The following is a 23,482-nucleotide window of genomic DNA, read 5'->3' on the forward strand; positions in this document are numbered from 1 at the left end:
TATAGCGATAAGCCATCCGTCGGGAAGGGGGAATGCCTGATGGAGCCCCATCGCCGGCAGCCGGCCCTTAAGCGGCCCCTGTAGGAGCCGGCTTGCCGGCGATGACGCCAGCGGCCATTTCAGCAATCTCCCGGGTCAATTCCCCGGCTCCCATCTGCCGCCCCAGCCGCAACCCCTGCCCAGCCCACATATTGCTGAACTCACTGCTGCCCCGGGGCTCGCTGATCGCCCGCAGCGGCATCAGTGCGCCGCCAGCCAAAGGAAAACGCGGCGCCAGCGGGCTCATCGGCCCCAGCTCGCGCATGATGCGGTTATTGATGCCTCGGGCCGGGCGGCCGGTGAACAGGTTGGTCAATGCAGTATCGCTGGCCGGCGCACTGTCCAGCGCCCGGCGGTGGGCAGGCGAAACCTTGGCTTCGGGGCAGAACAGGTAGGCGGTACCGATCTGCACCGCCGAGGCGCCCAAGGCCAGCGCCGCCCGTAGCCCACGGTAATCGCCAATGCCGCCCGCAGCGATCACCGGCAGGCTCACGGCGTCGGCGATCTGCGGCACCAGGGCGAAGGTGCCGACCTGGCTGGTGATGTCGTCACTCAGGAACATGCCGCGGTGGCCACCGGCCTCCAGGCCCATGGCGATGATCGCATCACAGCCGTGGCGCTCCAGCCACAGTGCTTCCTCCACCGTGGTGGCACTGGACAGCACCTTGGCGCCGCTGGTTTTGACCCGTTGCAGCAGGGCCGCCTGGGGCAGGCCGAAGTGGAAGCTGACCACCTCGGGGCGCAACTCTTCCACCAGCCGGCAGGCCTGCTCGTCGAACGGCGCTCGGTTGGACACCGGCGTCGGCGCCTGGTAGTCGGCGCCGAGTTCGTCGTAGTAGGGCTTTAGCGCCTGTTTCCAGCGCGCATCGCGCTCAGGCTCCGGGGGCGGTGGCTGGTGGCAGAAGAAGTTCAGGTTCAGCGGGCCCTGGCAGGCGCTGCGAAAGGTATCGATCTCGCCGCGCAGTTGCGCTTCGTTGAGCATGGCGCAGGGCAGGGCGCCCAGACCGCCAGCGGTGCCGACGGCAATTGCCATGGCCGAGCCGCTGGCGCCGGCCATGGGCGCCTGGAGAATGGGCAACTCGATGTTCAGCAGGTCGAGGATGCGGCGGTCTTGCCAGGTGCTCATGGGCGACTCCTTGAGTGCGGCGGGTGTTTACAGCGCTTTGCTGACCTGGATGTCGCTGATCTTCTCGGCGTCTTCGCCGTGGATCTTGCGCAAGGCCTCCTGGGCCTGTTCCAGCGATGCGTCGGGCATCAGCGCGAAATCCCAGCGGCGCTGGCCGTCGAGCTTGTATTTGATGACGTACTTGGTGGTCTGGGTCATGCAGGTTTCATCCGAGTTTCGACGACGAGCGACGAATGATCTTGATCTTGTAGGTGGAGGCGGGCTTGCGGGTCACCGAAATCGGCCGTGTGGTCGCGGTGTCGATGGTGATGTTCCAGAAGCCGGTGCTGGGCACGTTGATCTTCGCTGGCAGTTTATCGAAGTGGCCGCCGTGGTAAGTGTGGCGGCCGCCGTTCTTGAAGCTGCGGAAGTTGGCGTCGTTCATCAGGCGGATATTGCAGCGCTGGGAACCCTCGACGACGACGATGTCGTCTTCGTTCAGATGCTCGCGCTGGTGTACGAATTTCATGGGGTGCTCCGCAAAGATTGGTTCAGCAAACAGGAAAGATATCACGATGTGGGGGTACACTTGCGCCCCGGCTGGTCCGGGCTGTGAGATTTCTGCCACATCGGGGAGTAAATCCGCCCAGGTGTGGTCAGAGCATGAATTTGAAGTGGGAGAGCGTTTGCATGAAATGGCTGGTGATGGGTTTTGCCTTGATGGTGGGTGGCTGCACGAGCGTGGCAGACCTGGAGCAGACCCATGAAACCCTGGATGTGATGTCTGGTAAGACGCCGCGCGAGTACGCCGACTGCGTCAAGCAGCGCCTGCACGGCAGCCGTGATGCGTTGCAGGAAGAGCAGCGCGGCGATGACCTGCGCCTGATCGTGCCGCAGAAGCTGACCCCCAATGCCGGCCCTGCGGCGCTGCTGGACATCGACAAGCGCGGCAGCGGCAGCGCGATCAAGGTGCACGAGCGGTTGAGCAACTTCCCGCTGCGTCTGGGCGATGTGCGCGAAGCGGCGACGGCTTGTATCTCTGGTAGTTGATCCAGCTCAGTAAATGCGTGAATAGCGGGGGTTCTGCCCTTTTCCTTGCCGGCGGCAGGTTGTCGCACGCCGGCGATGGGGCCTAGTATTCATTGGCTTATGCCGTTTGAGTCTAAGCTTATAACAAGGAAAAGGAACCTCCGTGATGAACCCATTGAGTCGCGTCGCGATCGGCAGCCTGCTGATCCTGGCCGGGCCGTTGGCGCATGCCGCCGATGGCCAGGCGATCTTCAACCGGGGTGGCCAGAACCCCGCCGCCATGGCCTGCATGGGCTGCCACGGGGTGGATGGCAAAGGTATTGCCGCCGCCGGTTTCCCTCGCCTGGCCGGGCTGCCGGCCGGTTACCTGGCCAAGCAGTTGCGTGATTTCCGCCAGGGCAGCCGCAAGCAGGCGGTAATGGAGCCCCTGGCCAAGGCCCTGGATGAGGCAGAAATCGACGCCGTCAGCCATTACCTTGCGCAACTGCCGGCAGACCCGGCACCTGACCTGCGCCGCCAGCAGATAGCCACAGACCCGCTGACCCGCCTGGCACTGTATGGCGACTGGGGCCGGCAACTGCCCGGTTGCGTGCAGTGCCACGGGCCGGGCGGCAGTGGTGTCGGCGAGCACTTCCCGCCTCTGGCCGGGCAGCCGGCGGCCTACCTGGCGGCGCAACTACAAGCCTGGCGCATTGGGACCCGCAGCAACGACCCCAACCAGTTGATGGTCAACGTCGCCAAGGCGCTCAGCGACAGCGAGGTCGAGGCACTGGCCGGCTACTTCGCCCAGCCCGCTCACCAGGAGGCCAGGCCATGAAAGCACTGTTGCCACTCTCGTTGCTGTTCATGGCCGGCGCCCAGGCCACACCCATTGCCATGCCGGACCAGTCGCAGCTCAAGGTGCCGGGCGTTGCTGCCGCGCCGCAGTTCGTGCCGCCCGCTGAGAGTACGATCCCCGACAACGCCTTCGGCAAGCTGGTCCGCGAGGGCCACGCGCTGTTCGTCGATACCCGGCGGCTGATGCCGGATGCCGTGGGCAATGGCATGAACTGCAGCAACTGCCACCTTGATCAGGGGCGCATGGCCCATTCGGCACCGTTGTGGGGCGCGTACCCGATGTACCCGGCCTATCGCAAGAAAAACGACAAGGTCAACACCTTCGCCGAGCGCATCCAAGGTTGCTTCCAGTTCAGCATGAACGGCAAGCCGCCTGCCGCCGACAGCCCGCAGATGACGGCATTGAGCGTCTATGCCTACTGGCTCTCGACCCAGGCACCGACCGCCGTGGAGCTGGCTGGGCGCGGTTACCCCGAAGTGCCGCAGCCGGCGCAAGGCTACGACTTCAAGCGTGGCCAGCAGGTGTACGCCGAGCAGTGTGCGATCTGTCACGGGGCCAATGGCGAAGGCCAGAAGGTAGCCGGCGAGTACGTGATGCCGCCGCTGTGGGGTAACGACTCGTACAACTGGGGCGCGGGCATGCACCGTATCAACACGGCGGCGTCGTTCATCAAGTACAACATGCCGCTGGGCCGGCCCGGCAGCTTGAGCGACCAGCAGGCATGGGACGTGGCCGCCTGGGTCAACCGCCACGAACGCCCGCAGGACCCGCGCCTGGTGGAAGGTTCGGTGGAAAAGACCCGCTTGAAGTTCCACGCCAACGACGGCGTCAACCTGTACGGGCAAAAGGTCAATGGCGTACTGATCGGGCAGGGCAGCACCCGCTGAACCTGCGTCGGCCGGCGCGCTTGTCTGGCGCGCCGGCCGGCGTTTTTCAGAGGCGTGAAGGGTTGCCCTGAAGCAGCCACTGCCGGCTGTTGCTGGCCATGTCCTGGGCAAAGCTCGAGATGCCCTTGAGTTTGCGCGAGCGGGTATCGCGCTCCAGCAGGGTATCGATCAGGTTGCGCTGGTCTTGCGCCTTGCGCTCGGTGTCGGCGGTGGTCTTGTCGGACTTCAGGTCACCCTTCACATACTCCTGCACCCGCTCGCTCTGGCTAGCCTCACGGGTGGTGCTGGCGGCTTGCAGGGCGCCGTCGACGATGCTGGTGCGGGTGCTGCTGCTTGCTTGGTCGTTCACCTGGTAGTAGCGGTAGTTCTGGGTTTTGCTGTCGCGGGTCAGCAGCAGCTCCACCCTTGGGTCCAGGCTGGTGTGCCAGGCAGCCTTGAGGCTTGATTGCTGGTCTTGCTGCACCGAGAAGTTGTTGCCCGTGCCAACCTTGCCGGTGCTCTGCGAAACGCTGTAGTCGAAGTGGTCCACTTCATCCTGGCGCATCGGGTTGGGGGCGTCGGTGGTCTGGCTGATCGACGCCTTGAAGTCGGCCAGGCCGCTTAGCAACGAACGGCTCAGGGTGTTCATCTTCCAGTCGTGGTTGGCCGGGCGGGTGCTGTCGTCATCCACGCTGTTGAGCTGGCGGAAGGCATCCTTGAACAGGGTGTTCAGCTGCTTGTCGCCCTGGCCCCGTTGCCGGGCCGCGTCGAACTGGGTGAGGTAGTTGTCCAGCGCCGCTGAACGTTGCGCCTGGTTACCCAGCAGCGCGCCATCCTGGCTGTCGAGTTCAAGTTTTACCTGGCCGTCAGGGCCCTGCAGGTTCAGGCTGCGCTGGCTGCCGTCCAGGCGCAGGTCGAAAGTTTGCTGCTCACCGCTTGCAAGCTTGAGGCTGGCATTCATCTGCATGCCGGTGAACAGGCTCTGGTCGACCTGGAGCAGGCCGTCGAGCTTCAGGCTCGGGGGTTCCTGGGCGAGGCCGTCAACGGCCTGCTGGAAACCGTCGGCGATCTTCGCCAGCGCCTTGAGCTCTGTTGCGTCCAGCTCGCCATTGGCGACCGAGGCGTCCACGGCCAGGCCTTGCTCGTCGCTGTACAGGCCAATGGTAACGGTGGCGCCAGAGGCGGTGGTGAGGTTGAGGGTGATGCTGTTGCTGGCGTGCTCGCGCAGGTTGGCCCGTTGCAGCTCAAGTGCGCCCGGGCTGGTTGCGCTGCTGTCGCTCACCACCAGCGCCGATTGGGAAACCCGCTGGCCGCCGTTGGCGGCCAGTTGTTCGATCAGCGACGCGCCCAGGCCCTGGAAGCGTGCACCGATGCTGGTGCCGGTGACGCTGCCGTACATCTTCATGCTCAGCTTGTCGAGAGCGTTTTCGTTCTGCCAGGCATAGCGCACGGCTGGGGTGCGCAGGGACGAATAGGTATCGGCATCGGTGGCGCGGGTGTCCCGGCCGAGGCTGACCTGGGTGGCGGGGGTGTCGATGGCGGTGGTGGCCTGTCGGGTGCTGGTGGCCTGAGTAGGTGCGACATAGAGGGGCGCAAGCCTTATCGCCGTGTTGACCGGGTTCATCATCGCTGTCCTTCGCGCAAAAATGAATACAGCCATGATATCGGCGGGCCGGCAGCAAACTGTAGAAGGCCAGGGTCTTGCTGTGCGGGCCCCATCGCCGGCAAGCCGGCCCCTACAGGGATCGCATGGCCTTCAGGCCTGCAAGGCATCTGTAGGAGCCGGCTTGCCGGCGATGAGGCCGGGGCAGGCAGTACACCACAGCCGGCTGCAAGAAACGAAACAGCCCGCCATGAAGGCGGGCCGTTCGGTGCAGCTGGTGACGATCAGCGGCGGCGGAACAGCGGCAGCGGCTCGTCGGTGGCAGCTTGATAGGTTACCGAGAAGTCCTTCAGGCTTTGCAGCGCGTCTTCCGGGTCCTTGTCGGCACGGATGGCGAAGGCATCGAAACCGCAGCGGGCCATGAAGAACAGCTGGTCGCGCAGCACGTCGCCGATGGCGCGCAGCTCACCCTTGAACTTGTAGCGGTCACGCAGCAGGCGCGCGTTGGAGTAGCTGCGCCCGTCGGTGAAGGCCGGGAAGTTCAGGGCGATGACCTGGAAGTGCTGCACGTCTTCGCCGATCTCTTCGGCTTCCTCGTCGCTGTCCAGCCACACGCCCAGGCCGCCGTCGCGGGCCTTGAGCACGTGGGCATGGTCGCGCCACATCTGCAGCGGGACGATGTAGTCGTCGCAGTTGGTCAGCTCGTCGAACGAGAAGTCCTTGGGCAGCAGGTGCCAGGTTTCGTCGACGATCTGGTTGTGCTTAATGATTCGCTGCATAGACGCGTTCCTTGAAGGGGTCGATGCCGATACGCTGGTAGGTGTCGATGAAACGCTCTTCCTCGGTACGTTGTTCCACGTACACGGCGATCAGCTTTTCGATCACGTCTGCCATGGCGTCCTGGGCGAAGGACGGGCCGAGGATCTTGCCCAGCGACGCATCGCGTGCAGCGTTACCGCCCAGCGATACCTGGTAGAACTCCTCGCCCTTCTTGTCCACACCGAGGATGCCGATGTGGCCGACGTGGTGGTGGCCGCAGGCGTTCATGCAGCCAGAGATGTTCAGGTCGATCTCGCCGATGTCGAACAGGTAGTCCAGGTCGTCGAAGCGGCGCTGGATGGATTCGGCGATCGGGATCGACTTGGCGTTGGCCAGTGAGCAGTAGTCACCACCCGGGCAGCAGATGATGTCGGTCAGCAGGCCGATGTTCGGGGTGGCGAAGCCGTTTTCGCGCAGCTCCAGCCACAGTGCGTGCAGCTGACGCTGCTCGACGTCGGCGAGGATGATGTTCTGCTCGTGGGAGGTGCGCAGGAAGCCGAAGCTGTAGCGCTCGGCCAGGTCGGCGACGGTGTCCAGCTGCTTGTCGGTCAAGTCGCCCGGGGCGACGCCGGTGGGCTTGAGCGACAGGGTCACGGCAACATAGCCAGGGCGCTTGTGCGCGCGGGTGTTGCGCGAACGCCAGCGGGCGAAGCCTGGGTGTTCGGCGTCCTGGGCGCTGTAGTCGAGGTTGTCCAGGGCCTGGTATTCAGGGTCGACGAAGTGGCGCGACACGCGCTGCACTTCGGCTTCGGTCAGGGTGGTGCTGCCGCCGCGCAGGTGGGCCATTTCGGCCTCGACCTTCTCGGCGAACACTTCAGGGGTGAGCGCCTTGACCAGGATCTTGATGCGCGCCTTGTACTTGTTGTCACGGCGACCGTAACGGTTGTACACGCGCAGGATGGCGTCGAGGTAGCTGATCAGGTCCTGCCAGGGCAGGAACTCGTTGATGAACGAACCCACCACCGGCGTACGGCCCAGGCCGCCACCCACCAGCACACGGAAGCCCAGCTCGCCGGCGGCGTTGCGCACCGGCTCCAGGCCGATATCGTGCACTTCGATGGCGGCGCGGTCTTCTTTCGAGCCGTTGATGGCGATTTTGAACTTGCGCGGCAGGTAGGCGAATTCGGGGTGGAAGGTGGTCCACTGGCGGACGATTTCACACCACGGGCGCGGGTCGACGATTTCGTCCGCAGCCACACCGGCGAACTGGTCGGTGGTGGTGTTGCGCAGGCAGTTGCCGCTGGTCTGGATCGCGTGCATCTGCACGGTGGCCAGCTCTGCCAGGATATCCGGGATGTCTTCCAGGGCCGGCCAGTTGTACTGCACGTTCTGGCGGGTGGAAATATGGGCGTAGCCCTTGTCGTAGTCGCGGGCGATCTTGGCCAGGGTACGGACCTGGCGTGCGCTCAGCTGGCCGTACGGTACGGCCACACGCAGCATCGGGGCGAAACGCTGGATATAAAGGCCGTTCTGCAGGCGCAGAGGGCGGAATTCTTCTTCGCTCAGCTCACCGGCCAGGTAGCGGCGGGTCTGATCACGGAACTGCTTGACGCGGTCCTCGATGATCCGCTGATCGTACTCGTCGTATACGTACATAAAAGTCCTGTCTCAGGCTGCATGCAGCTATTCGCGCGCACGGCCGCGCACTCCGGTTCGGAGCCGGGGAACGATAGCAGGTTGGGTTTATGCGCTAAAGTGATGTTTTTGCATATGAAAAGAACCAAACGAACTAAGTGAGACTGACTGGCATTTGTTCGGCAGCCACGGCAAGGGGGTTATACTCCCGGGTTTGTTTCAAAGGGTGTAATCGCATGCTCAAGGCGCTGTGCCAAAGCTTGTGCCTGAGCCTGCCGCTGGCGGCTACCGCGCAGGCAGCCTCGGTGGTATTCCTCAACCCCGGCACGCCCAACGAGGTGTTCTGGGCCAGCTATACGCGCATCATGCAGGCCGCTGCCGATGACCTGGGGCTGAGCCTGCAGGTGCGCTACAGCGAGCGCAGCGCCGAGGCGGCCATGGCGCAGGCGCGGGAGGTTCTCGAGGGGCCGCAGCGCCCTGACTACCTGGTGCTGGTCAATGAACTGTACGTGGCGCCAGAGATCATCCGCCTGTCCCGCGGTACCGGGGTCAAGTTGTTTCTGGTCAACAACGGGCTGACCGCCAACCAGGCGCGCAGCATCCAGGCCCAGCCCGACAAATATGCGCCTGTACTCGGCACGCTCACCGTCAATGACGAGCAGGCCGGCTACCAGATGCTGCACCAGATGGTCGCCTTGCTGCCGCGCAACAGCGGCCCGGTGGACCTGGTGGCCTTTGCCGGGGTCAAGAACACGCCGGCCTCGCAACTGCGTGAGCAGGGCATGCGCCGGGCCTTGGCAGACTTTCCCCAGGTGCGCCTGCGCCAGGTGGTATACGGCGGCTGGAGCCGCAAGCGCGCCTATGAGCAGGCGGCCATGCTGCTGCAGCGCTACCCCGAAACCCGCCTGGTCTGGTCGGCCAACGACCAGATGGCGTTCGGCGCCATGCGTGCCTTCGAGGAGGCCGGCCGGGTGCCGGGCCGTGACGTGGTATTCAGCGCCGTCAACAGCTCGCCCGAAGCCCTGCGTGCGCGCATCGAGGGGCGCCTGGGGGTGTTGATGGGTGGGCATTTCGCCCTGGGTGGCTGGGCCATGGTGATGCTGCACGACGATGCCCACGGCATCAGCCTGGCCCGTGACGGGCTGCGCGAGCATCAGGTGCCGGTGTTGCAGTCGATTGATGTAAGCAAGGCGCGGCGCTGGCTGAAGTTGCTTGAGCACGAGGACTACGGTGTCGACTTCAAGCGCTACAGTGCCGAGGGCAGGCCGGCGAACTTCCAGTACCCGTTTCTTACGTCACCCGTCGACTATTGAAAGCCCCTGCTTGAGCAAAGGACATTGCTGAACTTAACTGCTGCTGGTGAAGTGCATTCCCATAATCACTACAAGAGGCAATGCAATGGGCAACTCTACCAAGGTCCGCAAAGCTGACAGCAGTGTCGACGCCTGGGCGATCCTGTGCCTGATCGTGCTGGTGGTGGTCACTGCCGTGTATTGGGTCAGCCACCAGTAGCCTTAGTCTCAAGACCGTGAAGCAAGCCGAACGCCCGCGGGAGGGAATCCTGCGGGCGTTCTCGTATCTTTGGGTTGGTCACCCTCTGTCGGAGCCGGCTTGCCGGCGATAAGGCCAGGCCTGGAAACGCCAATTCTTGCATGGGCGCCGATGGCCCTATCGCTGGCAAGCCAGCTCCTACAGGGGGTTGTGTCGATGCAGGGTCAGCGGGCGGTCAGATGCATCGCCAGCTGCACCAACCCCACCAGCACCAGAATGAACACCAGGGTGAACAGCGTGCCCATCACGATGAAGTGGCTGGCCTTGCCATGGGTGAAATCGCGGGCGCGGTTCTTGCCGCTCTGCACACCAAAGGCCGCAGCGAGGATGCTGTGCAGCATTTGCCAGAAGGTCGGTGGTTTGCCTGGGGTGGGGTCGTCCATGCTTGGCTCCTTTAGCGCAGGGCAATCAGGGACAGTGTAGAAGGGGGAGGGCGGGGAGGCAGGCCATTACTCCCTGTAGGAGCGGCCTTGTGCCGCGAAAGGGCTGCGTAGCGGCCCCGGCGATGCGGCATGATGCGAAGATCCTGGGGCCGCCTTGCGGCCCTTTCCGGCCGGTCCGGCGCCCCGGCAAGGCCGCTCCTACAGAGGGCGATAACGCCCTGTACCTTCAGGCAAACTCGAACGGCGCCAGTTGAAAGCCTTGCTCGTCCACCTGCAGCGCCCAGCCACGGCGGTCCCAGTCACCCAGCACGATGCGCCGGGCCGGCTCGCCCTCGACCACCAGCTTGTGAATCGCCGGGCGGTGGGTGTGGCCATGCACCAGGGTGCGCACGCCGTGGGCGGCCATGACCTTCGGCACCTCTTCAGGTGTTACGTCGACGATCTCGGTGGCTTTCATGCGCGTCTGCGAGCGGCTCTCGCTGCGCAGCTTGCGGGCCAGCTTGTGTCGGGTGGCCAGCGGCAGGTGCCGCAGGACCCACAAGGTCAGCGGATTGCGCAGGTAACGGCGCAGCTTCATGTAGCCCACATCGCGGGTGCACAGGGTGTCGCCGTGCATCAGCAACACCTGCTCGCCGCCCAGTTCGACCACGCTCGGGTCGGCCAGCAGCGTGCAGCCGGCCGCTTCGCAGAAGCGCTGGCCGATGAGAAAGTCGCGGTTGCCGTGCATCAGGTAGATGGCCGTGCCGCTGTCGCTGAGCCGGCGCAGGGCCTGGCAGATCGACTGCTGGAACGGCGTCATGGCATCGTCGCCGATCCATGCCTCGAAGAAGTCGCCAAGGATGTACAGCGCCCGCGCGTGGCGCGCGCGGCCGTCGAGCAGATCAAGAAACGCCCGGGCAATGTCCGGGCGTTCTTCTTGCAGGTGCAGATCGGAGATCAGCAGGATCACTCAATGATCTCGGCTTTCTCGATAACCACGTCGTCCTTCGGTACGTCCTGGTGGCCAGCCTTGGAACCAGTGGCGACTTTCTCGATGGCATCGACCACTTCACGGCCTTCGATCACTTCGCCGAATACCGCGTAGCCCCAGCCCTGCACGTTCTTGCCGCTGTGGTTGAGGAAGTCGTTGTCGGAGGCGTTGATGAAGAACTGCGCCGAGGCGGAGTGCGGCTCCATGGTACGGGCCATGGCGATGCTGTACTTGGTGTTCTTCAGGCCGTTGTCGGCTTCGTTCTGGATGCTGGCGCGGGTTTTCTTCTGGCCCATGTTGGCGTCAAAACCGCCGCCCTGGATCATGAAGCCCTTGATCACGCGGTGGAACACGGTGCCGTCGTAGTGGCCATCTTTAACGTACTGAACGAAGTTCTCGGTGGTCAGCGGGGCTTTTTCGGCGTTCAGTTGCAGGACGATTTCGCCGTGGTTGGTGCTCAGTTTGACTTTGGACATGCTTAAGTTCGCTCTCAAGGCATTCGGGAATAGGGTGCGCAGGGCGCTCGGGTTACCTGACGCGTGGCCAGGCGACCGCGACACATGCCTGTGGCGCGCGGCGGCCATTGTGCCGGTTTCGACCCGCTGCGGCGACAAAATGCTGCGACAAATCGCGTCAGAATTGTCCGCACGCGGCTGTCGGCGGCTTGACTGCTTCGGCTATGATAGGCCCTTTGATTCAATCGGCCTACCCGGCCGGCTACCAGCATTCAAGGACACTATGAGCAAGCCCACTGCCGAAAACGCGCCCAACGCCGCTGCCAAAGGCGCCCCCGCCGTCCCTGCGAACTTCCTGCGGCCGATCGTCCAGGCCGACCTGGACTCGGGCAAGCACAGCAGCATCGTCACCCGTTTCCCGCCAGAACCGAACGGCTACCTGCACATCGGCCACGCCAAGTCGATCTGCGTGAACTTCGGCCTGGCCAAGGAGTTCGGCGGTGCCTGCCACCTGCGTTTCGACGACACCAACCCGGCCAAGGAAGACCAGGAATACATCGACGCCATCCAGCGCGACGTGAAGTGGCTGGGCTTCGAGTGGGCGGGCCCGGTGCGTTACGCCTCGGACTACTTCGACCAGTTGCACGACTGGGCCGTCGAGCTGATCAAGCGTGGCAAGGCGTATGTCTGCGACCTGACCCCTGAACAAGCCAAAGAATACCGCGGCAACCTCACCGAGCCGGGCAAGAACAGCCCGTTCCGCGAGCGCAGCGTCGAAGACAGCCTGGACCTGTTCGCCCGCATGAAGGCCGGCGAGTTCAAGGACGGCGAGCGCGTGCTGCGGGCCAAGATCGACATGGCCTCGCCGAACATGAACCTGCGCGACCCGATCCTGTACCGTATTCGCCACGCCCACCACCACCAGACCGGTGACAAGTGGTGCATCTACCCCAACTACGACTTCACCCACGGTCAGTCGGACGCCATCGAAGGCATCACCCACTCCATCTGCACCCTGGAGTTCGAAGGCCATCGCCCGCTGTACGACTGGTTCCTCGACAACCTGCCGGTACCGGCGCACCCGCGTCAGTACGAGTTCAGCCGCCTGAACCTGAACTACACCATCACCTCCAAGCGCAAGCTCAAGCAGCTGGTGGATGAAGGCCACGTACAGGCCTGGGACGATCCGCGCATGTCGACGCTGTCGGGCTACCGTCGCCGCGGCTACACCCCGGCCTCGATCCGCAACTTCTGCGACATGATCGGCACCAACCGCTCCGACGGCGTGGTCGACATGTCGATGCTCGAGTTCAGCATCCGTGACGACCTCGACCGCAGCGCGCCACGCGCCATGTGCGTCCTGCGCCCGTTGAAGGTGGTCATCACCAACTACCCCGAGGGCCAGGTCGAGCAGCTCGAACTGCCGCGCCACCCCAAGGAAGACATGGGCGTACGTGTGCTGCCGTTCGCCCGCGAGCTGTACATCGACCGCGACGACTTCATGGAAGAGCCGCCGAAGGGCTACAAGCGCCTGGAGCCGGCCGGTGAAGTGCGCCTGCGCGGCAGCTACGTGATCCGTGCCGACGAGGCTGTCAAAGATGCCGACGGCAACATCGTCGAACTGCGCTGCTCCTACGACCCGGACACCCTGGGCGTTAACCCCGTAGGCCGCAAGGTCAAAGGCGTGATCCACTGGGTGCCGGCCGAGGGCAGCGTCGAGTGCGAAGTGCGCCTGTACGACCGCCTGTTCCGCTCCGCCAACCCGGAGAAGACCGAAGACGGCGGCAGCTTCCTCGACAACATCAACCCCGATTCACTGCAGGTGCTCACCGGTTGCCGCGCCGAGCCTTCGCTGGGCCAGGCTCAGCCTGAAGACCGCTTCCAGTTCGAGCGCGAAGGCTATTTCTGCGCCGACCTGAAAGACAGCCAGCCGGGCCGCCCGGTGTTCAACCGCACCGTCACCCTGCGTGACTCCTGGGGCAGCTGAGGAACCACCGTGCTTAACCTTTACAACACGCTGAGCAAGACCAAGGAAGCCTTCAAGCCGCTCGATGGCAACAAGGTGCGCATGTACGTCTGCGGCATGACCGTGTACGACTACTGCCACCTGGGCCACGGCCGCAGCATGGTGGCGTTCGACCTGATCACCCGTTGGCTGCGCAAGAGCGGCTACGAGCTGACCTATGTGCGCAACATCACCGACATCGACGACAAGATCATCAACCGGGCGAATGAAAACGGCGAGTCGTTCGACGCGCTGACCGCCCGCATGATCGATGCGATGCACGAGGACGAGCGCCGCCTGAACATCCTCAAGCCGGACCTGGAGCCGCGTGCCACCGATCATATCCCCGGCATGCACGCGATGATCCAGACCCTGATCGACAAGGGCTACGCCTACGCGCCGGGCAACGGCGACGTGTACTACCGGGTCGGCAAGTTCGTCGGCTACGGCAAGCTGTCGCGGCGCAAGATCGAAGACCTGCGCATCGGTGCGCGCATCGAAGTGGGCGAGTCCAAGCAGGACCCGCTGGACTTCGTGCTGTGGAAGGGCGCCAAGCCGGGTGAGCCGTTCTGGGATTCGCCGTGGGGGCCTGGCCGCCCGGGCTGGCACATCGAGTGCTCGGTGATGTCCACCTGCTGCCTGGGCGAGAGCTTCGACATCCACGGTGGCGGCAGCGACCTGGAGTTCCCGCACCACGAGAACGAGATCGCACAAAGCGAGGCGGCCACCGGCAAGCAGTACGCGGCCGCCTGGATGCACTGCGGCATGATCCGCATCAACGGCGAGAAGATGTCCAAGTCGTTGAACAACTTCTTCACCATTCGCGACGTGCTCGAGAAGTACCACCCGGAAGTGGTGCGCTACCTGCTGGTGGCCAGCCACTACCGCAGCGCCATCAACTACTCCGAAGACAGCCTGCGCGATGCCAAGGGCGCCCTGGAGCGCTTCTACCACGCCTTGCGTGGGCTGCCGCGGGTTGCCGCGCAGGGTGGCGAGGAATACGTCGAGCGCTTCAGCGTGGCGATGAACGACGACTTCGGCACCCCCGAAGCCTGCGCTGTGCTGTTTGACCTGGTGCGCGAGATCAACCGCCTGCGCGACAGCGACCCGCAAGCCGCCGCCGGCCTGGCCGGGCGCCTGCGTGAGCTGGGTGATGTGCTGGGTGTGCTGCAGCTGGAGGCCGATGACTTCCTGCGTGCAGGGGCCGAGGGCAAGGTCGATGCCGCTGAAGTGGAAGCACTGATCGCCGCGCGCCTGCAGGCGCGTGCCGACAAGAACTGGGCCGAGTCCGACCGCATCCGCGACCAGATCACCGCCATGGGCGTGGTGCTGGAAGACAGCAAGGGCGCAACGACCTGGCGTTTGGCTGACTGATAGCAGTAACCGGGGCCGTTGTGCGGCCCAATCGCCGGCAAGCCGGCTCCTACAGGGTGACGCAATCCCGGTAGGAGCCGGCTTGCCGGCGATGCTTTTTCAGGCGGCTAGGTTGCAGGCCCCGCTGGCGGGCAATGCAACACCAGCTTCGCGCCCCCCAGCGCACTGGCGCCCACCTCCAGCCCGAAGCCATGCAAGTCGACGATCGCCGCAACGATCGACAACCCCAGCCCGAAGCCCGGGTGGCGATGGCCTTCCTCGCTGCGGTAGAAACGCTTCAACACAGCCTCCCGTTCATCTGCCGGAATCCCCGGCCCGCTGTCCTCGATGGCGATATGCACGCCGTCCTCGTCCTGCTGCGCCGCGATGCGCACCTGGCCGCCCTCCGGGGTGAACTTGATCGCATTGCCCACCAGGTTGGCCAGGGCCTCGAACAACAGCTCGCGGTCGCCATGCAGGGCCGCCAGCTGTTCGGGCTGCTCCAGTGCCAGGCGAATGCCGCCATCCTCGGCCAGGGGCAGGTAGAAATCGTGCATCTCGGCCAGCAGGGCGTGCGGGTCCAGGTGTTGAAAGCCGGCGCGGCGGCGGCGGTCTTCCAGCTCGCTGATGCGCAAAAGGCCACGAAAGCGCGCCATCAGCGTGTCGGTTTCGGCGATCGCCTGGTCCAGCGCCTCGCCTTCGGCCGAGTCTGCGCCGCTTTGCTGGCGAATGCGGTACAGCTGCGCGCGCAGGCGGGTGAGCGGGGTGCGCAGGTCGTGGGCGATGTTGTCGCACACGCCCTTGACCTCGTGCATCAGCCGCTCCAGGCGGTCGAGCATGGCGTTGACGATGGCCGCCAGCATGTCCAGCTCGTCACGCCGGGCCGACAGCGGCAGGCGGTGGGTGAGGTCGCCCGAGACGATCAGCTCGGCCTGGGCCTGGATCGCACGGATGCGCTTGAGCGGGCGCCGGCGCAGCAGGTACCAGCCGGCAAATCCCGGTATGAGGGTTAGCGAAATCCCCCAGAGCAAGGCATGCAGGATGATACGGGTGACCACGAACAGCGAGCCGTTGTCGCGCACCAGCACCAGCCAGCGGCCATCCTGCACGCGGATCGCCACTGCATCGCAGCTGTCGCGGGGCAGGCGCGGGTCGTCGGCGTCCAGGCAGCGCTTGAGCTCGTGGATCTTGCCGTCCAGGCCCAGGTCTGGCGGGATCGCGCGGATGCGCCCGCCAATCGGGTTGAGCTGCGGGTCGAACAGGCCGTAGGCGTCGAAGCTGCGCTCCTCGAAGGCCTGGCTTGCGATCAGTGCATCGTCCAGCTGCTTGCCGCTCATGTGGGTGAACAGGTGCTGGCGCTGCATCATCGAGTGGCGGGTGAGCTTGTTCAGGTAGCTGGACACCTCGAAGTACAGCACCCCCATGAGGATGCTGCTCCAGGCCACGAACAGGAAGCTGTACAGCGCCAGCAGGCGGCTGGTGGACGAACTCCAGCCCTTAGACGGGTTCGGCAATGGCATAGCCGGAGCCCCGCACGGTACGGATCAGCGGGGTCTGGCCGGGGGAGTCGATTTTCTTGCGCAGGCGGCCGATGTGCACGTCGATCAGGTTGGTGCCCGGGTCGAAGTGGTAACCCCAGACTTCCTCGAAGATCATCATGCGGGTGATCACCTGGCCGGAGTGGCGCATCAGGTATTCGAGCAGCTTGTACTCGGTAGGTAGCAGGTTCAGCGAGTTGTCGCCGCGGCGCGCTTCGTGGCTGATCAGGTCCAGCTCGAGGTCGGCCACCTGCAGGCGGGTCTGGGTCATCGGCGTGCTGTTGCGGCGCAGCAGCACTTCTACCCGGGCGGCCATCTCGTCCGAGGCGAACGGCTTGGTCAGGTAATCGTCGCCGCCGGCGCGCAGGCCGCGCACCCGCTCGTCCACGTCCGACAGCGCGCTGATCATCAGAATGGGCGTGGCGATTTTCAGGCTGCGCAGGGTGGTGACGATGGTCAGGCCGTCGACTTCCGGCAGCATGCGGTCCACGGTGATCAGGTCATAACCACCGGCAATGGCCTTGGCCAGCCCCTCGCGGCCATTGTCGGCCCAATCCACGTCCAGGCCGTGGCTGGAGAGTTCGGCGACGATTTCCTGGCCGGTAACGGCGTCGTCTTCAATGGTCAGTACGCGAGGCATGCTGGTTCCTGGGCTGCGAGTTGAGGCTTGATTGTGCCAAAGAATAGCCAAACGGCGATTTAAGAAAAATTCATCTGGGCCTGCAAGGCGCGCGCCAGGCGCTTCAGCCGCCGGCCATGCACACCCGGTTGCGCCCGCCGCGCTTGGCTGCATACATCGCCTGGTCGGCTTCGGCCAGGGCATCTTCGGCGTTAAGCAGCCGTTGCTCTGGCAGGTTGAGGTACACCCCGATGCTGGCGCCGATCTGCACCTGCTGGCCTTCCAGGGTGAAGGTGGCGGCCAGGGCGTCGCACAATTTGCGCCCGATCTCCCGCGCCGCAGGGGCGCTGGCCACCGCACGGGCGATCACCACGAACTCGTCGCCGGCCAGGCGCGCCACCAGGTCGTCGGCGCGCATGGCCGCCAGCATGCGCTCGGCGGCTGCTTGCAGCAACAGGTCGCCGGTTTCGTGGCCATGGCTGTCATTGACCTGCTTGAAACCGTCCAGGTCGATGAAGTAAAGGGCGAAGGGCGCGCGCTGCTGTAGCAGGTAGTCCAGCGCCTGGAACAGCGCCGAACGGTTCGGCAGGCCGGTCAGCGGGTCGAGGGTGGCCTGGTCGAGCAGGGTCTGTTCGCGGCGCTTGCGCTCGGTCACATCCAGCGACATGACGAAGAACCCTTCCACCACACCGTTGCGTATGTCCGGTACGTAGCTGGCGTGCCAGATGCGCGGGTCGTCCAGGCGGTAGCGCACGTTGTCGGCTTCTACCCGCTCACCGGCCAGGGCCTGGTTGAAGCAGGGCAACAGTTGCTGGTAGACCTCCGGCGCCAGCACGTCCTCGACCTTTCGGCCTTTGAGGGCGGTGGGGTCGAGGCCGAAGATCTCCCGGTACACGGCATTGTTGAAGCGGTACTCCAGATTGTTGCCGATCTGTGCGATCAGCACCGGCAGGTTGTCGGCAATCGCTTGCAGGGTCTGCTGGCTGCGTTTGAGCGCTTCGGTGCGCTGCTCCACCTGCTGCTCGAGGGTTGCCTGGTAGCGTTGCAGCAGGTGCTGGCGGCGCCGGCGTTCGCTGATGTCGCGGGCGAACACCACCACCTGCTCGGCATGGCCGTCTTCGCCGCGCAGCGCCGACAGGCTCAGTTCTACCCACACCGCACCCTTGAGCTGGCGGGCCATGCGCACTTCCAGCACGCTGGCCGGTTGCTGGCCGTCCAGTTGCGCCTGCCAGGGTTGCTGCAGTTTGTCGCGGTCCTCAGCCACCAGCAGTTCGGGCAGGTGCAGCAGCACCAGGGCTTCCGGGGCCACGCCGAGCAACTGGCTGAATTCGCGGTTGGGTTCGAGGATGCGCCCGTCGATACCCACCAGCGCCTTGCTGGTGGGGCTTTGCCGGAACACCTGGCGAAAGCGCGATTCGCTGCTCGCCAGGGCATTACGCTGGGCCGCCTGTACCTTCGACCCGCCCTGGGCCTGGCTGCGTTGCAGCATTTGCTGCTCCACCAGCCGGGCCAGGTCTTTCAGGCGCTCGAGAGCCTCGCCGCCGAGGGTGCGCGGGCGGGTGTCGAGTACGCACAGCGTGCCCAGGGTCAGGTCGTTGGCAAAGCGCAGCGGGATGCCGGCATAGAAGCGAATGAACGGCGCGCCGACCACCAAAGGGTTGTCGGCAAAGCGCGCGTCGGCCAGGGCATCGGGGATCACCAGGGCGTCTTCGGCGTGCAGTGCGTGGGCGCAGAACGCCACGTCGCGGCTGGTCTGTTCGGCGTCCAGGCCGTGCCGCGACTTGAACCACTGGCGGTTGACGTCGACCAGCGACACCAGCGCCATGGGCACGTCGAGCAGGCTGCTGGCCAGCCGGGTGATGCGGTCGAAACCTTCCTCAGGCGCAGTGTCGAGTATGTCCAGGCTCTGCAAGAAGCAAAGCCGCTCGGCCTCGTTGAGGGGGGAGGGGGCGATCTGCATGGGGCGCACACTCGTGAAAATCCTGATAGGCAACGATAGCGGCCTGGTGTGGCAGTGCAACCGCAGTGTCGCGGGGCGAGGCTCCCAAAGGTGCTGCATGACCTGTAGGAGCCGGCTTGCCGGCGATTAGGCCCGGCCTGCAAGCCTGCGCAGTGTGCCGTAATGCTGTTCACTTAAGAGAGGCGTTGCCTGGGTTGGGGCTGCTTCGCAGCCCATCGCGACCGGACGGCGCCCCGGCAAGGCCGCTTCCCACAGGTACTGCGCAAGGCTGAATTACCAAGCCATGTACAGTACCTGTGGGACCCGGCCTTGTGTCGCGATGGGCCGCAAAGCGGCCCCGGCAATTCTAAGTGAACAGCATTAGGGCAGTGTGTCGGGGTTTGCGGCCCGATCGCCGGCAAGCCGGCTCCTACAGGGGGTGTGCCTGTTTACCCGGTCAGGTGACCACCTGATAGCACGGCACATAGGCCGCGCCGCCCGGCAGTTTCATCCGGTGCTGGTCGACGAAGGCCTGCAGCAGCCGGCCCAACGGGTCGAGCACCGCCGCGTCGCCGCGGATCTGGTACGGCCCGTGCTCCTCGATCAGGCGGATACCTTTGTCCTTGACGTTGCCGGCGACGATGCCGGAAAACGCCCGGCGCAGGTTGGCGGCCAGCTCGTGGGGCGGCAGGTCGCGGCGCAGGGCCAGGTTGGCCATGTTCTCGTGGGTGGGGTCGAAGGGGTGCTGGAAGCCTTCGGCGATTTTCAGCAGCCAGTTGAAGTGGAAGGCGTCGTTGCGCTCGCGGCGGAACTGCTTGACCGCCTTGAGCCCCTCGACCATGTGCCGGGCCACTTCGGCCGGGTCGTCGATGATGATCTGGTAATGGGCTTGTGCGGCTTCGCCGAGGGTTGCGCCGACAAAGGCATGCAGTTGCAGCAGGAACGGCTCGGCGCTGCGCGGCCCGGTGAGGATGACCGGAAACGGCAGGTCCTGGTTGTCCGGGTGCATGAGAATGCCCAGCAGGTACAAAAACTCTTCGGCGGTACCGGCACCGCCGGGGAAGATGATGATGCCGTGGCCCACTCGCACGAAGGCCTCAAGGCGCTTCTCGATGTCCGGCAGGATCACCAGTTCGTTGACGATCGGGTTGGGCGCCTCGGCGGCGATGATGCCGGGCTCGGTCAGGCCCAGGTAGCGGCTGCCGTGCATGCGCTGCTTGGCGTGGGCGATGGTGGCGCCCTTCATCGGGCCTTTCATTACCCCCGGGCCGCAGCCGGTGCAGATATCCAGCTTGCGCAGGCCCAGCTCGTGGCCGACCTTCTTGGTGTACTGGTATTCCTCGGTGCTGATCGAGTGGCCGCCCCAACACACGACCATTTTCGGCTCCACGCCCGGGCGCAGGGTACGGGCGTTGCGCAGCAGGTGGAAGACATAGTCGGTGAGGCCCTGGGAGCTTTCCAGGTCGATGCGCTGGCTGGCCAGTTCGCTTTCGGTGTAGACGATGTCGCGCAGGGCGCTGAACAGCATTTCGCGGGTGCTGGCGATCATCTCGCCATCGACGAAGGCATCGGCCGGGGCATTGAGCAGCTCCAGGCGTACGCCGCGGTCTTGTTGATGGATGCGTACCTCGAAGTCCTTGTAGGCCTCGAGGATGGTCTTGGCATTGTCGACATGGGCGCCGGTGTTGAGGATGGCCAGGGCGCACTGGCGGAACAGGGTGTAGAGGCTGCCGGTACCGACTTCGCTCAGTTGCTGGACTTCACGTTGCGACAGCGTCTCCAGGCTGCCCTTAGGGCTGACGGAGGCGTTGATGACATTGCGTTGGGGCATCTAAGTCTTTCCTGTGCGGGTAAAACATCCTTCTTTGACAACACCATACAAGCAAATGTGCGGGGTAACGAGGGGGGCTGGAAAAAACCCTGCGCGAAACACCTGTAGGAGCCGGCTTGCCGGCGATAGGGCCGGGCCTGGCCATGCATTTTCCAGGGCTGAGGGCCTCATCGCCGGCAAGCCGGCTCCTACAGTGGGGTTAGGGGAGCTTGAATACATGCCGCAGGTAGGCGACAAAACTCTCGTCCCGGCACTGGGTCTTGCCTGGGCTGTCGCTGATCTTGGCCACCGGTGCGCCGTTGCAGGCGGTCATCTTGATCACCATGTTCATCGGCGCCACCCCGGGGATGTCGCAGGTAAGGTTGGTGCCGATGCCGAAGCTTACCTGGATGCGCCCGCTCAAGGCCCGGTACAGCTCGAGCATTTTCGCAAAGTCCAGGCCGTCGGAGAAAATCAGCGTCTTGCTTTGCGGGTCTATCCCTAACCGCTCGTAGTGGGCGATGGCCTTCTCGGCCCACACCAGCGGGTCGCCCGAGTCGTGGCGCAGGCCGTCGAACAGCTTGGCGAAGTACAAGTCGAAGTCCTTCATGAACGCGTCCATGCCAATGCAGTCGGTCAGCGCGATGCCCAGCAGGCCGCGATACTCGCGCACCCAGCACTCCAGCGCCGCCGCCTGGCTGTCCACCAGCCGCGGGCCGAGTTGCTGGTGGGCCATGAACCATTCGTGGGCCATGGTACCGATGGGCTTGAGCTCGTACTCGCGGGCCAGGTGCACGTTGCTGGTACCGATGAAACGCCCGGGGAAGTCGCGCTTGAGGATGTGCACCACCTCTTCCTGCACCCGGTACGAGAAGCGCCGGCGGGTACCGAAGTCGGCCAGTTGCAGGCCGGCCAGTTCCTCGGCGCTGGCCTCGGCGCTAAGCCAGTCGAGCTTCTGGTACAGACGCTCGCCAACCTGCTCAATCACCACGTCGCGGTAGCGATAGCGGTTGCGCACCTCGCTGACGATGGCCAGCAGCGGGATTTCGAACAGGATCACGTGCAGCCAGGGCCCGCGCACGCGGATCGCCAGCTGACCGGCATCGTCCAGGCCCACCTGCACGTAGCGCAGGTTGAAGCGGAACAGGCTGAGAAAACGGATGAAGTCCGGCTTGATGAAGGGGATCTTCTCCAGGTAGGCGAGCTGGTCGAGGGTCACCGACACCTCGCCCAGTTGCTCCACCTGGTAGCGGATTTCGGCCAGGTACGGCGACAGGTCTTCGCTGTTGCGGCAGCGAAACTCCCATTCCACCTCGGCGTTGGGGTAGTTGTGCAGCACCGCCTGCATCATGGTGATCTTGTAGAAGTCGGTGTCCAGCAGGTTCTGCACGATCCTTGGGCCGAAAACGCTGTCGCTCATGGGCGAGCCTCCTTCAGTGCGGTGACCTGGGTGTCCAGGGCCTGTTCGTCGGCGCACAGGCGGATGCCGGCGGCCTGCATGTCGTCGCAAGCGCTGCGGGCGCCGTCGGCGCTGAGGGCGGCGCAGGCCGGCAAGTAAAGCAGCACTTCGAAGCCGGCGCGGCGCAGTTGCAGGGCGGTGGTCTTGACGCAGTAGTCCAGGGCCAGGCCGCCGACGATGATCGCCTGCACCTGTTGCACCTTGAGGTATTCGATGGCGCCGGTGGAGCGGCGCTCGGCCAGGTCGTGGTAGCAGGCGCCGTAGGGGTGCAGGTCGGGCTCGACGCCCTTCCAGACGAAGTAGTCGTAGTCGATAGGGGCGGGCAGGCCGGGCAGCAGCTCGAAACCCGGGGTGCCGGGGACGCAGTGGCTGACCCAGGTCAGGTCGGCGTTGGCCAGTGCCAGTGGCTGCAGCATCTGCCCGGGCTCGGCCACCACCCAGTCAGCGTTGGCCGGGTGCGCGTCCTTGCTGCCCAGGCGCAGTTGGGCGCGGCGGGCCATGGCGTTGAGCGCTGGGGCGATCAGCTCGCCACCGGGTACCGGCAGCTCTTGCGCGGCGTTACAGGTGAAGCCGTTCTGGGCGTCGACGTCAAAACTGGCGATTTTCATCTGGGGCGTCTCCTCGGCTGGAATGTTCACATAATCCATCTGGTGTATTAAGTGTGTCAAGCGCCATTCATTGATGGATTTGGTACTTGCGTTATTTATTTGCCCTGGTGGAATATATGCGGGTTTTCAGAGCGGAGCCGTCAAGTGAGCACAGCAGAAGTTTTGGCCAGCGTGGACATTGTCGCCCTGCGCCTTTCGCCAGGCAGCCAGCACCTGCAGGTACTGCTGCACAAGCGCGAGCGTGAGCCCCATGTCGGGCAATGGGCGTTGCCGGGGGTCATCGTCAATGGCCGCACCGCCGACGCCAGCCTTGATGACGCCGCTGCGAGGGCGTTGGCCGAGAAGGCGCAGGTGCAGCCGCAGCACCTGGAGCAGGTGGGCACCGAGGGCAATGCCGTGCGTGACCCGCGGGGCTGGTCGCTGAGCACCTACTACCTGGCCTTGCTTGACCCCGCTGTACAGGTGCAGGGGCCGCAGTTGGCCTTTCACGACCTGGGCAACCTGTTGACCGGCAAGCAGGCGCTGCCGTTCGATCACCGTTTGCTGGTGGAGCGGGCGGTCGAGCGCCTGGCGGCCAAGAGCCTGTATACCAGCCTGCCGCTGTACCTGGTGGCCGAGCGTTTCACCGTGCTTGATGCCCTGGCAGCGATGCAGGTGTGCCTTGGGCAGGCGGTCAATGGCACCTCGGTGCGCAAGCGCCTGGAGCGTATGAAGGGTGAGGGCTGGGTGGAGGATACCGGCGAGAAGCACCAGCCACGGCTGGGGCGGCCACAGCAGTTGTACCGGCATACGCCCCGCGAGGTGCGGGGGTTTGTGTTTGACCGCAGTTTGTTGGCGGGGGGGTAGGTTGCCTTTGAGGCCATTCCTTTCAAGGAGGGTGTCGGGGCTGCCAGGTGCTTGCCACAGCCTTTGCGGCGC

General features: G+C 64.7%; 22 protein-coding genes. 7 read left to right on the top strand and 15 right to left on the bottom strand.

Features of this window, described 5'->3' with window-relative positions; translation table 11 throughout:
• Window positions 1-67 precede the first annotated feature (67 nt).
• From KSS94_RS11215 to KSS94_RS11225, 3 genes are read right to left on the bottom strand one after another with little or no spacing between them, the layout of a single operon-like run.
• On the bottom strand, window positions 68-1,165 hold the full coding sequence (locus KSS94_RS11215; RefSeq protein ID WP_217843041.1) for an NAD(P)H-dependent flavin oxidoreductase: 1,098 nt from the start codon (window positions 1,163-1,165) through the stop codon (window positions 68-70).
• Window positions 1,166-1,192: 27 nt separating this feature from the next.
• Window positions 1,193-1,363 (bottom strand): hypothetical protein, encoded by a 171-nt coding sequence (locus tag KSS94_RS11220; RefSeq protein ID WP_217843042.1) that lies wholly within the window; start codon window positions 1,361-1,363, stop codon window positions 1,193-1,195.
• Between the two features lie 7 nt (window positions 1,364-1,370).
• Window positions 1,371-1,673: a DUF1883 domain-containing protein gene (locus KSS94_RS11225; RefSeq protein ID WP_217843043.1), complete on the bottom strand. Its 303-nt coding sequence runs from the start codon at window positions 1,671-1,673 to the stop codon at window positions 1,371-1,373.
• A gap of 161 nt (window positions 1,674-1,834) precedes the next feature.
• Between KSS94_RS11225 and KSS94_RS11230 the strand changes: the two genes are divergently transcribed.
• The 3 genes from KSS94_RS11230 (at window position 1,835) to KSS94_RS11240 (ending at window position 3,898) form a co-directional block, all read left to right on the top strand.
• Window positions 1,835-2,194: a hypothetical protein gene (locus tag KSS94_RS11230; protein WP_217843571.1), complete on the top strand. Its 360-nt coding sequence runs from the start codon at window positions 1,835-1,837 to the stop codon at window positions 2,192-2,194.
• 145 nt (window positions 2,195-2,339) lie between these two features.
• Window positions 2,340-2,990 (top strand): c-type cytochrome, encoded by a 651-nt coding sequence (locus KSS94_RS11235; protein ID WP_217843044.1) that lies wholly within the window; start codon window positions 2,340-2,342, stop codon window positions 2,988-2,990.
• Window positions 2,987-3,898: a c-type cytochrome gene (locus KSS94_RS11240; protein WP_217843045.1), complete on the top strand. Its 912-nt coding sequence runs from the start codon at window positions 2,987-2,989 to the stop codon at window positions 3,896-3,898. Before KSS94_RS11235 ends, KSS94_RS11240 begins: the two co-directional genes overlap by 4 nt.
• A 46-nt stretch (window positions 3,899-3,944) precedes the next feature.
• On the opposite strand, the gene KSS94_RS11245 is transcribed toward KSS94_RS11240, so the two are convergent.
• The 3 genes from KSS94_RS11245 to KSS94_RS11255 all read right to left on the bottom strand — a co-directional run bounded on the left by KSS94_RS11245 (window position 3,945) and on the right by KSS94_RS11255 (window position 7,895).
• The gene (locus KSS94_RS11245) at window positions 3,945-5,504 is read right to left on the bottom strand and encodes a hypothetical protein (RefSeq protein WP_225935867.1); all 1,560 of its coding nucleotides are present in this window, start codon (window positions 5,502-5,504) and stop codon (window positions 3,945-3,947) included.
• A 260-nt stretch (window positions 5,505-5,764) separates the two neighbouring features.
• Entirely contained in the window at window positions 5,765-6,259 is a 495-nt protein-coding gene (locus KSS94_RS11250; RefSeq protein WP_217843046.1) for a DUF934 domain-containing protein, read from the bottom strand.
• A complete protein-coding gene (locus KSS94_RS11255; protein ID WP_217843047.1) occupies window positions 6,243-7,895 on the bottom strand; it encodes a nitrite/sulfite reductase in 1,653 nt (550 codons plus the stop codon). The genes KSS94_RS11250 and KSS94_RS11255 overlap by 17 nt, the downstream gene beginning before the upstream one ends.
• Before the next feature lie 215 nt (window positions 7,896-8,110).
• Here KSS94_RS11255 and KSS94_RS11260 point away from each other — a divergent pair, with 215 nt between their 5' ends.
• On the top strand, window positions 8,111-9,187 hold the full coding sequence (locus KSS94_RS11260) for an ABC transporter substrate-binding protein (protein ID WP_217843048.1): 1,077 nt from the start codon (window positions 8,111-8,113) through the stop codon (window positions 9,185-9,187).
• A gap of 402 nt (window positions 9,188-9,589) precedes the next feature.
• Here the strand turns inward: KSS94_RS11260 and KSS94_RS11265 are convergent, their stop codons facing one another.
• The 3 genes from KSS94_RS11265 to KSS94_RS11275 form a co-directional block, all read right to left on the bottom strand.
• Window positions 9,590-9,808, bottom strand: coding sequence for a DUF2970 domain-containing protein (locus KSS94_RS11265; RefSeq protein WP_217843049.1), 219 nt, complete (start codon window positions 9,806-9,808; stop codon window positions 9,590-9,592).
• A 226-nt stretch (window positions 9,809-10,034) separates the two neighbouring features.
• Window positions 10,035-10,757, bottom strand: coding sequence for a UDP-2,3-diacylglucosamine diphosphatase (locus KSS94_RS11270; protein ID WP_217843050.1), 723 nt, complete (start codon window positions 10,755-10,757; stop codon window positions 10,035-10,037).
• Window positions 10,754-11,254, bottom strand: coding sequence for a peptidylprolyl isomerase (locus KSS94_RS11275; RefSeq protein ID WP_217843051.1), 501 nt, complete (start codon window positions 11,252-11,254; stop codon window positions 10,754-10,756). Before KSS94_RS11275 ends, KSS94_RS11270 begins: the two co-directional genes overlap by 4 nt.
• Before the next feature lie 262 nt (window positions 11,255-11,516).
• Between KSS94_RS11275 and KSS94_RS11280 the strand changes: the two genes are divergently transcribed.
• Window positions 11,517-13,220, top strand: a complete 1,704-nt coding sequence (locus KSS94_RS11280) for a glutamine--tRNA ligase/YqeY domain fusion protein (RefSeq protein ID WP_217843052.1) — start codon at window positions 11,517-11,519, stop codon at window positions 13,218-13,220.
• 9 nt (window positions 13,221-13,229) lie between these two features.
• Entirely contained in the window at window positions 13,230-14,612 is a 1,383-nt protein-coding gene (cysS, locus tag KSS94_RS11285) for a cysteine--tRNA ligase (protein WP_217843053.1), read from the top strand.
• A gap of 107 nt (window positions 14,613-14,719) precedes the next feature.
• On the opposite strand, the gene KSS94_RS11290 is transcribed toward cysS, so the two are convergent.
• The 6 genes from KSS94_RS11290 to KSS94_RS11315 all read right to left on the bottom strand — a co-directional run bounded on the left by KSS94_RS11290 (window position 14,720) and on the right by KSS94_RS11315 (window position 22,564).
• Window positions 14,720-16,111, bottom strand: coding sequence for a sensor histidine kinase (locus tag KSS94_RS11290; RefSeq protein ID WP_217843054.1), 1,392 nt, complete (start codon window positions 16,109-16,111; stop codon window positions 14,720-14,722).
• Window positions 16,089-16,769 carry a response regulator transcription factor gene (locus KSS94_RS11295; RefSeq protein ID WP_217843055.1) on the bottom strand — a complete coding sequence of 227 codons (681 nt, stop codon included), beginning with the start codon at window positions 16,767-16,769 and terminating at the stop codon, window positions 16,089-16,091. The genes KSS94_RS11290 and KSS94_RS11295 overlap by 23 nt, the downstream gene beginning before the upstream one ends.
• Window positions 16,770-16,872: 103 nt before the next feature.
• Window positions 16,873-18,708: a sensor domain-containing diguanylate cyclase gene (locus tag KSS94_RS11300; RefSeq protein ID WP_217843056.1), complete on the bottom strand. Its 1,836-nt coding sequence runs from the start codon at window positions 18,706-18,708 to the stop codon at window positions 16,873-16,875.
• A gap of 436 nt (window positions 18,709-19,144) precedes the next feature.
• Window positions 19,145-20,518 carry a nucleotide 5'-monophosphate nucleosidase PpnN gene (ppnN, locus tag KSS94_RS11305; protein ID WP_217843057.1) on the bottom strand — a complete coding sequence of 458 codons (1,374 nt, stop codon included), beginning with the start codon at window positions 20,516-20,518 and terminating at the stop codon, window positions 19,145-19,147.
• 199 nt (window positions 20,519-20,717) lie between these two features.
• On the bottom strand, window positions 20,718-21,917 hold the full coding sequence (gene pncB, locus KSS94_RS11310) for a nicotinate phosphoribosyltransferase (protein ID WP_217843058.1): 1,200 nt from the start codon (window positions 21,915-21,917) through the stop codon (window positions 20,718-20,720).
• Entirely contained in the window at window positions 21,914-22,564 is a 651-nt protein-coding gene (locus KSS94_RS11315) for a nicotinamidase (RefSeq protein WP_217843059.1), read from the bottom strand. Before KSS94_RS11315 ends, pncB begins: the two co-directional genes overlap by 4 nt.
• A 144-nt stretch (window positions 22,565-22,708) precedes the next feature.
• Between KSS94_RS11315 and KSS94_RS11320 the strand changes: the two genes are divergently transcribed.
• The gene (locus KSS94_RS11320; protein WP_217843060.1) at window positions 22,709-23,410 is read left to right on the top strand and encodes an NUDIX hydrolase; all 702 of its coding nucleotides are present in this window, start codon (window positions 22,709-22,711) and stop codon (window positions 23,408-23,410) included.
• Window positions 23,411-23,482 lie beyond the last annotated feature (72 nt).

Origin of the sequence: Pseudomonas fakonensis (assembly GCF_019139895.1) — a bacterium.
GTDB lineage: Bacteria > Pseudomonadota > Gammaproteobacteria > Pseudomonadales > Pseudomonadaceae > Aquipseudomonas > Aquipseudomonas fakonensis.